Source organism: Arenibacter sp. F26102 (assembly GCF_023015865.1).
GTDB lineage: Bacteria > Bacteroidota > Bacteroidia > Flavobacteriales > Flavobacteriaceae > Arenibacter.
Genome location: NZ_JALKBC010000033.1, coordinates 1 through 11,849 on the forward strand (window position 1 = coordinate 1; position 11,849 = coordinate 11,849).

Annotated in this window: 9 protein-coding genes and 1 pseudogene; 8 read left to right on the forward strand and 2 right to left on the reverse strand. The window is 32.7% G+C overall.

Going from position 1 to position 11,849, the window contains the following annotated elements:
• On the reverse strand, positions 1–378 hold a 378-nt coding region (locus MWU78_RS21925), incomplete at its 3' end, for a hypothetical protein (protein WP_247001899.1).
• Positions 379–586: 208 nt separating this feature from the next.
• Between MWU78_RS21925 and MWU78_RS21930 the strand changes: the two genes are divergently transcribed.
• The 8 genes from MWU78_RS21930 (at position 587) to MWU78_RS22615 (ending at position 10,959) form a co-directional block, all read left to right on the forward strand.
• Positions 587–1,870 carry a hypothetical protein gene (locus tag MWU78_RS21930; protein WP_247001900.1) on the forward strand — a complete coding sequence of 428 codons (1,284 nt, stop codon included), beginning with the start codon at positions 587–589 and terminating at the stop codon, positions 1,868–1,870.
• Positions 1,857–2,030: a hypothetical protein gene (locus tag MWU78_RS21935; RefSeq protein ID WP_247001902.1), complete on the forward strand. Its 174-nt coding sequence runs from the start codon at positions 1,857–1,859 to the stop codon at positions 2,028–2,030. Before MWU78_RS21930 ends, MWU78_RS21935 begins: the two co-directional genes overlap by 14 nt.
• A gap of 10 nt (positions 2,031–2,040) precedes the next feature.
• The gene (locus MWU78_RS21940; protein ID WP_247001904.1) at positions 2,041–3,135 is read left to right on the forward strand and encodes a reverse transcriptase domain-containing protein; all 1,095 of its coding nucleotides are present in this window, start codon (positions 2,041–2,043) and stop codon (positions 3,133–3,135) included.
• Between the two features lie 174 nt (positions 3,136–3,309).
• A complete protein-coding gene (locus MWU78_RS21945; protein ID WP_247001906.1) occupies positions 3,310–4,074 on the forward strand; it encodes a DUF6577 family protein in 765 nt (254 codons plus the stop codon).
• A complete protein-coding gene (locus MWU78_RS21950) occupies positions 4,071–5,201 on the forward strand; it encodes a nucleotidyl transferase AbiEii/AbiGii toxin family protein (protein WP_247001908.1) in 1,131 nt (376 codons plus the stop codon). Before MWU78_RS21945 ends, MWU78_RS21950 begins: the two co-directional genes overlap by 4 nt.
• Positions 5,198–7,849, forward strand: coding sequence for a DNA methyltransferase (locus MWU78_RS21955; protein ID WP_247001910.1), 2,652 nt, complete (start codon positions 5,198–5,200; stop codon positions 7,847–7,849). Before MWU78_RS21950 ends, MWU78_RS21955 begins: the two co-directional genes overlap by 4 nt.
• A gap of 1 nt (position 7,850) precedes the next feature.
• The gene (locus MWU78_RS21960; RefSeq protein WP_247001912.1) at positions 7,851–9,791 is read left to right on the forward strand and encodes a DEAD/DEAH box helicase; all 1,941 of its coding nucleotides are present in this window, start codon (positions 7,851–7,853) and stop codon (positions 9,789–9,791) included.
• Positions 9,781–10,959: a GIY-YIG nuclease family protein gene (locus MWU78_RS22615; RefSeq protein ID WP_247001915.1), complete on the forward strand. Its 1,179-nt coding sequence runs from the start codon at positions 9,781–9,783 to the stop codon at positions 10,957–10,959. The genes MWU78_RS21960 and MWU78_RS22615 overlap by 11 nt, the downstream gene beginning before the upstream one ends.
• A 754-nt stretch (positions 10,960–11,713) precedes the next feature.
• On the opposite strand, the pseudogene MWU78_RS21970 reads toward MWU78_RS22615, so the two are convergent.
• Positions 11,714–11,849, reverse strand: a pseudogene (locus MWU78_RS21970) (IS982 family transposase); the annotation flags it as partial.

Sequence of the window (11,849 nt, forward strand, 5' to 3'; positions counted from 1 at the left end):
GATCTCTTTTAAAAAAGCAGCGAACTCCTTTGACATGCGGGTCCCCTGTGCGATAAAGTCCTCCCAATCACGGCTTACCTTGGTCCACTTTCCATCCACCAGGACATCCCAGCGCCTGCGCTTGAGGCTCAAGCTGACCAGATTGCTGCGGATCGGATAATCATCGATGACCCTGGGCTCCATAAAGCCACTGGCCTTAAAGGTGTGATCTTTGTAACGCTCCGGCACCTGCTTTTTCTCCTCCAGAAATACAGTCAACCGATTGTCGTACAAGGGGTTCTTTATAGGCTTTTGTTCAAAGCCGACGATATCAAAAAAGTCAAGTAATCCCTCTGGTAAAAATAAGCTCAATAACGATAAATCGGTTCCTTTGTCCATCCATTAAATTTAAAGAGCAAAGAAATAAATTATTCACTTTAGACCCAAGTTTTATTCTTGATCCTTGGTTAAGTCATAAAATTATGGGATTTGTGGATTAAGCATGAATCGTTGTATGTCTTAATAGGAATAACTTTTCCCCTTATCTAATTCTAGCATTTTCTATAAATAATTCAATTTTTCTATTAGACTTTTAATGTCGATATTTATGTTGATGAAAATTAGTAAGGAAATAGATAATATTACTTTAGATCTTCTTGGTTCCAGATTAAAGAATATTGTGGCTCCTTTAGATATAATCAAATGGCTTGAAAACTTTAAGGAATCAGAAGTACAAACCGCAGTTCATATAGCAATGAATATGACTGTTTTTAATACTTATGAAATTGAAGATATTCTTAACAATGCATTTGCTAATCAATTTTCCACCTTAAGAAGCCATGAAAAAGTTATAGTATTACCCGTTGGAGATTTTGGAAAAAGTGGTAGTATGATTACTTATTTTTTTCAAAAAACAGATTTTCACAGAAAAATGAAAAGTTCCCAAAAATTAGATTTGGTATCCTTTTTGGATGACTTCATTTTTGAAATTGGGAAAAAGTATTACTTAGTTTTGATAGATGATTTTACAGGTTCTGGAAAATCTATTGAGACTTTTTATACTGAAAAGATAGAGGGTAATATTGATAATTTTGAAGAAATTCATTTTATAGGTATTGCAGGTATGAGAAATGCGATTAATAGGATAGATAAATTATTTACCAAATTACATATTCCCGAGTCTAATATTTTTAAACCAACATTTGCAAGAGATTCACACAATTTTGGTTATCGAAACTATAATAATTATCGAGAGTTTTGTTACAATTATGGAGCTAAACTAACAAATCCTAAAAAGCTCAAAAATGGAAATATAAAATATAACACAGCCCTTGGGTTTGAAAATTCTCAAGCTTTAGTATCTTTTTCCTATGGAAGCCCGAACAATACCTTACCTATCATTTGGGCAAATAAAGATGGATGGAATCCACTTATACCTCGATTTTCAAAAGACAAAATAAGTATATCTAGAAAGTTTAGAAAGTCTCTTTCTTATGAGCTGTCATTGTTGAAAGAATTTGGTACTAAAGATGTAAAAACAGAGTTTTTTACCTTTCAAATTGAAAGAAATAAGCAGGTATTTAGTTCCGCAAGTAAAATAGATTTTTCACTATACGGGATTATCAAGTTGAAAAGAGCGGGGCATACTGTTCCTACTATCTGTCAAAAACTAGGTATGATGACCCATGACTATGAGGATATGATGAAAGAAGCAGTAAAACGACGGTTGTTTGATAAGGATTTAGAACTAACAGATTATGGGATTCAAGTATATTATGAAGCTAAAAAGACAATAAAAGCATTAAACAGAAATATAGCTTATGAAAAATCTGAACACTTTCTAATCAAAGAGATAAATTATTTACCAAAACAGTTTAATGGGAGGTCATAATGAGCAAGCAATTTCAGGTTTAGGTTCTTTTCTAAAGGAGATTAGACTTGAATGGGCAGGCAGTAGTCTGTTCAGGGTTGAAGTTACTTTTCAACACATCCAGTACAACATATCCCTTCGGGAGAGTTGTGCTGGATATGCTACGCATTATTTAAAATAGAGTTGCTCATATGGCCTTTCCATTTTCCGAAAAATCAACTTCTGAACCCGTGAATCATTCCGATGAATTCTTAACGGATATCAATAATTACGGAGATAATCTTAAAAAAAATAAACTTCCCGTTATTTATACACTTTATCACTTATGTCAAATGGCCGAAGTGCCTGTCAAAGAAATTTTAAGAGTATGTGAATCAACCAGAATTGAACATTACAAAAGATTTAAAATTAGAAAAAAACGTGGTGGTTTTAGAGTCATTCAAACTCCTAGTGATAGTTTAAAGTACTTACAGCGTTGGATATTAGTTAATATATTGAATGAACTAGATTCACATGAACGATGCTTTGGCTTTGAAAAGAAATCTTCAATTTTAAAAAATGCAAGTGTCCACTTAAATCAACCTGCCATTCTAAAATTGGATTTACAAAGGTTTTACGATTCTATAAATGAAAAGCGTATTTATGGAGTTATTCAAAGCTTCGGTTATCACTCAAACCTTTCAGTCTATATGGCTAAGTTATTAACGGTTCTGCCAAATGATTATTTTTTTGAATCGTTTAAAAAAACGGAATCGAATTTGAAGAATAAGCTTCAGAAACTGAATCAAGGAGTTCTTTCTCAAGGTGCGCCGACAAGTCCAAAAATTTCCAATCTTGTTTGTAGGCGTTTAGACCAAAGAATGTATGAGCTTGCCATTAAAAATGGTTTGAATTATTCGCGTTATGCTGATGACATTACTTTTTCTGGAAATATTGAAGTGTTAAGAAAGGTGAAAAAGGCAGCCTACTATATTATAAATGATGAAAAGTTCTTTGTTAACTACGGAAAGACTAAGTTCATAAAAGCGGGTGGTAAATTCTTGGTTACTGGATTGAATATTGAAAATGGTAGTGTTACTGTTCCTAAAAAAAAGAAAATGGAGATAGAGCATCACCTCTATCATTGCCTTAATAACGGAGTCATAAATCATTTGAAAACTTCAAAAATGCCCCAAAGAAATTTTAAGGATTGGTTATTGGGGAATATAGCATTCGTCCATTCTATTGAAAAAAATGTTGCTAAGGTTTATTTTGAACAATTTAATAAGATTAATTGGCCCATTTAAGTAATTATTAAAGGAAAGTTATTTTATTTTTTTTGACCGGATTACTTCATTTATATTTTAGTTTCTCACAGCGATCTTAATTTCCAATATTTGCCAGTATTTAATTTTATTGGCATTTTTTTGATTTCCAATATTTGCCAGTTTTTTCTATATTTGGCATAAATTGGATTATAAATGCCTAAAATTATTGAAAATAGACTTATTGAGGAATTTAAGAATAAAGATGTTTTTTCTAGAGAAGAGCTATTTGACTTTTACAGGCATTATGAACCGAATCTTAAAGAAGGAACTTTTGGATGGAGAATATACGATTTAAAGAAAAAAAATGTCATTAAATCAGTGAGAACAGGTTACTACACTATTTCATATAAACCCAAGTACAAACCAAATCTTTCGGGAGAGGTCTTAAAACTTGCAAGGATAATATCTGAGAGATTTGATGATGTAAAATTTTGCCTATGGGAAACTGATTGGGTAAACGAATTTGCACAGCATCAATCTGGTAAAAAAATTGTAATAATTGAAATTGAGAAGGATTTTGTTGAATCTCTTTATTATGAATTAAAAGACTCATTTCAATTTGACCTTTATATTAATCCAGATGAAAAGGCTATTGATTTTTATATTTCTGAAAGCCAATGGCCTGTAGTAATAAAAAAACTTATTACTAGATCACCTATCTCAAAAAGATCTGAAAAAAAGGTAACTTTTTATACCCCCCAATTAGAAAAAATACTTGTTGATCTTTTCACAGAACAAAAACTTTTCTATATCTACCAAGGAGCAGAATTGGCACATATTTATGAAAATGCTTTAAAGAACTATACGCTTAATTATACTAGACTTTTTAGTTATGCGAAAAGAAGAGATAAAGAGCAAGATATTAAACAATTTATGACGAACAACCTATTCCATTTAGTTAAAGACGTAATCGAATGATAAAAGAACATTGTTTTACTGAAGAGTGGTTAGATAATTTTAAAAAGCAGGCAGCGCATAAGAGAATTGACAAAGCAATTTTAGAAAAAATGATTTATGCGCTGCACTTATTGGAACGCTTAAAAGCAAATGGTCTTGAATTTATTTTCAAAGGTGGCACAAGCTTAGTTTTATTACTTGAAGAAGGAAATAGATTCTCCATTGATATTGATATCATTTGTAATTCAAAAAGAGAAACTCTAGAGGGTATATTAAATAAAGTTATTGATACGTCAAATTTCAAGTCATTTGAATTAGATGAGCACCGTAGTTATAAACCAGGAGTACCAAAAGCACATTATTCTTTTGCCTTTGATACTGCAACGAAAGGAAAATATTCTGGAAACATTTTATTAGATGTTTTAATAGAAGATTCTATTTATCCGGATTTAATGGAGAAACCTGTTAACACCAAATGGATTGAAACAGATGGCGAAACAATGATTGTTGTTCCAACAATTGATGCCATTACTGGTGATAAGCTAACCGCATTCGCTCCAAATACTGTAGGAATACCCTATTTTAAGGGAAAAGACCGACAACCATTTGCAATGGAGATTTGTAAACAGTTGTTTGATTTAAGTAAGCTCTTTGAAAGGGTGGAGAACATAGAAAATATAGCAAAAAGCTTTGAAGCTTTTGCTATACAGGAAATTGAATATCGTAAGACAGGAACATCAAAATTAACGACAGAAAAAGTACTACAAGACACTATCGATACTTGCGCAATTCTAGCAAAAATGGGGAGAGGTTCAACAGAAGAAAAAGCTAAATTCGTTGAGCTACAAAAAGGAATACGTGCTTTTGGTTCAGGGTTTTTAATGGTTGGAAACTTTAGAATTGATGACGCGATACCAGCGGCTGCGCGGATAGCTTACCTAACAACAAAATTATTGTATAAAGATTTATCTCCTATCGAATATTTTATAGGACAAGAAATAAAAGATTTAAACATTGAGAACCAAGACTGGAACTTCTTAAATCGTCTAAAAAAACAACCAGATAAATCTGGTTTTTACTATTGGTATAAAACCTTAGAAGTAATGAATTTGATAGATATTACTACAAAAAAAGATTCTGCTAAATGAACATATCTCAAATAGAAAGCAACCTTGCCAAGCTAATAAAGAATTTCGATAAGGAATCTTTCATTTATAATCTGCTATTAGCTTACAATCTCCCCAAAGCAACTGTTACAAGGTTGCAAAAGGGTTCTGCTAACCTTTCTAAAGTTGAAGGCGAGGTTTCTTTAAAGAAAAAACTCTTCTTTAAAGAAGTTTATAATGAAGATTTACACCTGTCTATTACCAATATAGCGAAAGATATAAAACACGATCAACGCTTTGTAATAGCTACAGATTATAAAACTCTATTGGCCAAGGATACCAAGATGAATACTACTCTTGATATCCCGATAAAAGATTTGCCAAAAAACTATGATTTCTTTTTGCCGTGGGCTGGTATGGAAAAGGCCCAGCTACAAGAGGAAAACCCTGCAGATATTAAAGCAGCGGTTAAGATGGCTAAGCTGTTTGATGAAATCAAAAATGATAACGAAAACGACTCTCCTGAGTTTTTACATAGCTTGAATATTTTTCTTTCTAGATTATTATTTTGCTTTTTCGCAGAGGATACTGACATCTTTAAAGACAATCAATTCACAAATGCTATTACTTCACACACCCAAGAAGATGGCAGTGATTTATGTAAGTACCTTGATAAACTTTTTGAGGTACTTAATACTCCTGAGAGTAAAAGAACTGGGTTGCCTGAATACTTAGATGCATTCCCATATGTAAATGGCGGATTGTTTGCTCACAAACATAAAGCACCAAATTTTTCGAAAAGTTCAAGAAAGGTACTGATTGAAAGCGGAAATCAAGATTGGGCAGATATTAACCCTGATATTTTTGGGTCAATGTTTCAGGCTGTAAATCATGCAGACAATAGGGGAACCTTAGGTCAACATTTTACCTCAGTACCTAATATTATGAAGGTTATAGAGCCTTTGTTTTTAAACGACTTAAAAGAAGAGTTTGAAAATGCGAAGGGAAATAACAAAAAGTTAAATCAATTATTATACCGACTAAAAAACATTAAAATATTTGATCCCGCATGTGGTAGTGGAAACTTTTTGATTATTGCTTACAAAGAATTGCGAAGACTTGAAATGGAAATTTTTAAAGAAATGGGCTCTTTAGCGCTTTCAGAAATTTCACTTTCTCAATTTTACGGTATTGAATTAGATGATTTTGCCCATGAAATTGCCATTCTTGCTTTGTGGCTCACCAAGCATCAAATGAATGTTGAGTTTTTTAAAGAATTTGGAAGAACAAACCCTACGTTACCGCTTTCAGATGCTGGAAATATTGTACAAGGAAATGCATGTCGATTAGATTGGGAAGAAGTTTGTCCTAAGGAGGAAAAAAATGAAATTTATATTTTAGGGAACCCGCCATATTTAGGTTCAAAAATTCAAAGCAAAGCACAAAAAGAAGACCTAAAACTATTAAATTCTGGAATTCCAAAAAGTGGTAATCTTGATTATATTGCTTGTTGGTTTTTAAAAGCTGCCAATTTTATTCAAAGTAGTCCAAACACCTCTTTTTGTTTTGTTACTACGAATTCAATTTGTCAAGGAACCCAGGTTCCTATGTTGTGGCCCTACATCTTAAACAAAGGACTTGAAATTGGATTTGCTTATCCTGATTTTGTTTGGTCAAATAACGCTAAGAATAAAGCCAAAGTAATTTGTTCAATAATAGGGGTTAGAAATATCTCTTCTAAGAAAAAAATGATTTTTAATGAACATGCGATTACCAATGTTCAGAATATTAATCCATATTTAAAAAATACGAAAACTATAGTTGTTAATAATTCTAATTCTCCAATATCAAATTTACCAAAAATGAGAACCGGAAACATTCCCTACGATGGCGGACATTTAATTCTTTCTAAAAAAGAAAAAATATTATTGATAGATGAATGTCCATCCATTGAAAAGTATATAAAAAAATTATCTGGTTCCAGAGAGTATATTAATGATATAGAGAGGTTTTGTATTTGGATAGAAGAAGAAGAGTATCACGAAGCAAAAAAAATCCCTTTATTAAATGAAGTTTTTGAATCAGTAAAAAAGTCTAGATTAAAAGCGGGAAATGTCGCAAGAACCTTCGCTAATAGACCTTATAGATTCTGCATGAATAATAGATGTAATAAGTCTCAAATAATTCTTCCAAGAGTTTCTTCAATGAGACGTGAATATATTCCTTTTGGTTTTTTAGATTCAGAAACTATTGTGTCTGACTCTGCACAAGTTATTTTTGACCCAGAACTATATATTTTCGGAATCCTTATGTCAAAGATACATATGCTTTGGGTTGATATTGTAGCAGGAAGACTTAAGAATGATTTCAGATATTCACCCGTGGTTTGTTACAATACATTTCCCTTTCCACCAATTTCCAAACAACGTAAAGAAGAACTCACCCAAAGTGCATTAAATATAATTGACGAACGGTTAAAACATTCTGAAAAAACATTGGCACAAATATATGACCCAGATAAAATGCCAGAGGGGCTTCGAGAAGCGCATCGGCAAAACGATTTAGCTGTGGAACGCTGTTATCGAAGTACACCATTTAGTAGTGACGAAGAACGTTTAGAGTATCTCTTTAAACTCTATGAAAAAATGATACAAGAAGAAAAAGATAAGAAAATTCACAAAAAAAAGTAATATGCCTGATATAGTAAGCGTAAAGTACCAACAAACAGGGAACAGCAAAAGTACCAACCCTTTTGGTATGCGCGAAATGCAAGAACGTGCCTTTGAATATCGTGATGCGCAATATATGCTTTTGAAGTCTCCTCCTGCTTCGGGAAAGTCTAGAGCTCTTATGTTTTTAGCACTAGATAAGCTCATCAATCAAGGCATTAAAAAAGTTATTGTAGCTGTACCTGAACGTTCAATTGGAAGTTCCTTCTCTGAAACAGATTTAAAGAAATTTGGTTTTTTTGCCAATTGGACACCAAAGGATAATTATAATTTATGTACTCCGGGAAGTGATGGAAGTAAAAGTAAGGTTTCCGCTTTCCATAATTTTATGGACAATGATGAACAGATATTAATTTGTACTCACGCTACACTTCGTTTTGCTTGTGAAGGATTAGATGAATCCAAATTCAATGACACATTATTAGCTATAGATGAATTTCATCACGTTTCTGTAGCAGGAGATAATCGTTTAGGAGAAATCTTAAAAAATATAATGGACAAGTCAAAAGCCCACATTGTTGCAATGACTGGTTCCTATTTTAGGGGAGATAGTGTGCCTATTTTAATGCCAGAAGATGAGCAAAAGTTTACTAAAGTCACTTACAATTATTATGAACAATTAAATGGATATGACTATCTGCAAACCTTGGGTATAGGTTATCATTTTTATCAAGGCAAATATACTAGTGCTATTTTAGAAGTGTTGGACACAGATAAAAAGACTATTGTACACATACCAAGTGTTAATTCAGGTGAATCTACAAAAGACAAGCATAATGAAGTTGATTTTATTATTGATGCAATCGGCGATGTCGTAAAACAAGATGCTGAAACTGGTGTAATCTATGTAAAAAGAAAAACAGATGGAAAAATTCTAAAAATAGCAGACCTAGTAGAAGATACCCAAAAGGAGAGAGACAAGATACAGGGCTATTTAAGAAACATTAAAACTGTAGATGATATAGATATAATAATTGCTTTAGGAATGGCCAAGGAAGGCTTTGATTGGCCCTATTGCGAACATGCCCTTACCGTTGGGTATAGAGGTTCTTTAACAGAGATTATTCAAATTATTGGTAGAGCAACAAGAGATAGTGATAATAAAACACACGCTCAGTTTACGAACCTTATTGCTCAGCCCGATGCTGCAGATGATGAAGTAAAGCTTTCAGTAAATAATATGCTTAAAGCTATAACTGCTTCTTTATTAATGGAACAGGTATTAGCTCCAAATTGGAAGTTTAAAACAAAGGTTTCTGATGATGACAAAGCTAAACCTGGCGAAATAAAAATTAGAGGTTTAAAAGAACCTAGTTCGCAACGCGTAAAAGATATCGTTGCAGATGATATTACAGATTTAAAAGCCGCAATATTTCAAGATACTACAATGCTTAAAGCTATGCCCGATGCATCTGTAGACCCTGAAGTAATCAATAAGGTCTTAATACCAAAAGTTATTAGAACCAAATATCCTGACCTAACAGATGAACAAGTAGAAGAAGTAAGACAACATGTGGTAGTAGATTCAGTAATTAAAAATGGAACAATCAAGGAGGTAGCTGATAAACGATTCATAAGAATGGCGGGCTCTTTCGTTGATATTGACGATATACATATCGATTTAATTGACAGGGTAAATCCATTTCAAGAAGCCTTTGAAGTATTATCTAAATCAGTTTCGGCTAAAGTCCTTAAAATAATTCAAGAAACCATTGAGGCAACACGTATTAAGATGGATTTTGAAGAGGCTGCAATCTTATGGCCTAAAATTCAAGAGTTTGTTAAAACACATGGTAGACAACCTAACATTAATTCTGCTATTGAACAGGAGAAAAGAATGGCTGAATGTATCATTTATTTAAAGCAAGAAAGAAATAAAAAAGCGGCAAATAGTGAAGGATAAAGACAGCATATTAAACCAGATATTTGAAAACGATCCTTTCGGCTTGCTCAATGCTAAGCCAAAAAAATCAGCTGCGCGCACATCAGATGAAAGACTAACCGCTTCCTTTGATGAAGTCAACGCTTTTATTGAGAAGAATGAACGTGAACCTAAACCAGACCCTACCAATATATCTGAATATAAGTTATACTCAACTCTTAAAGGATTAAGAGAGAATGAGAACAAAATGATGGTATTAGAACCTCAAGATATATATGGTTTGTTAAAAACGAAAAAGAAAGAAATTAATTCAATAGATGATATTCTTGGAGATGACTCGCTTGATATTTTAGGAGATGATTCTGAAGGCTTATTTAAATTTAATCATACACCCAAGCAAACTTCAATGCCCAGCTATGTCGCAAGGCGTAAAAAGTGCAAGAACTTTAATGATTATGAAAGTTTATTTATTCAATGCCATTTAGAACTATTAGAAGGTAAAAGAAAATTAAAGAAGTTCAAAAATGAACAACAGATAGATGTTGGTTATTTTTTTGTTTTAAATGGAATTCTACTTTATGTAGCACATAAAGGGAAACTTGAGCCTGACGACAAGGGCAAAATGAATGCTCGTCTACTGTGTATATTCGAAAATGGTACGGAGTCAGATATGCTTATGAGATCACTATCTGCAGAATTATATAAGAATGGCAAAAGAGTAACAGCAAACCAAGAGAAGCTTGATAAGGAATTAGTTCAAAGCTTTGGAGGAATAACTGCCGAAGATGAAGAAACAGGTCATATTTATGTTCTAAAGTCTAAAAGCGAAAAAGAGGACATTGCTTCAATTGAAAACCTATACAAAATAGGCTATTCTTCTACTAGCGTTCAAGACCGTATTAAAAATGCCGAAAAAGAACCGACTTATTTAATGGCACCGGTTATAATAGAATCATCCTGGATGTGTTATAATATGAGTGCCCAGAAATTTGAAGGGTTAATACATCAGTTTTTTGGGAATTCTTGTTTAGAAGTAGATGTTTTTGATAAGAAGGGAATTAGACATACGCCGAGGGAATGGTTTATAGTGCCTTTAGAAGCTATCGAACAAGCAATCGCCTTAATTATTAGTGGAAAGATTATTGATTATCGATATGACAGAGAGAATGAAGCTATAGTAAAAAAATAAGTTTGAATATGAGTCCAATAGATTTGATATGTTTTGAATGTAAACACTTTGATGATTTTGGTGGTGGTTGCGCTGCTTTTGAAGACATCCCAAATAGTATTCTCTCTGGAAGGAATAAGCATAAAAAGCCGTTAATAGGTCAAAAAAATAATTTTGTATTCACGCAACGTTAAATTGTTTTGCCTCTATATTTGGAGTTGGAGAGAATCAACCCCAAATCTTATTCAGGACTAATGCTATGAAATGTGTTGAAGGTTCTAAATGTTTTTTCCCATATTATTTAAAAAATCATTAATTCCTTTTTGTAATGAAATAGGAAGATTAGGAATTCTTTTTTGAACTGGTAATTTGTTTAGGTTTTCAATTGGGGTTAGAGTTAAATATAGGTCGCCTTTAGCTCGTTGCCAAAAGCCAAATATATATTCAACATTGGGTTCGAATATTATTTTTTGAGGCCATTTAACTGTACCTCCGAATTCTGGATTATCTGGGTGATTCTGAAATTTGTTAATGGTAAGTCAAAATTTCATCGTACCCGTTTCTTCATCAAATTCAAAAGTCTTTATTTCCTTTTTTTTAATAAGTAATTCTTCTTTATGTTTTAAAAGGGGCTTATGATATTTATGGTTTATTATATAGTTGGTGTGTGGGTCCTTTTTAAGAGATATAAGATGTTGTGCTTCAATGTTATCTAAAGCTTTAATCAATTTAATAAATTGAGATTTTCCTATAAACCTGAGTTCGATCTATGCTTTTAATAAAATAATGTCAATTGTGAGGTGTTTTCTGTTTCAAATTTGATTCCCGGTTTTTTTTCTTGAAAGGAGTAGGCGATAAGGCTGGCCACCAAGTTGGTAATGAAGTTTCCAAAGCTTCGGTGGCGCGAATGT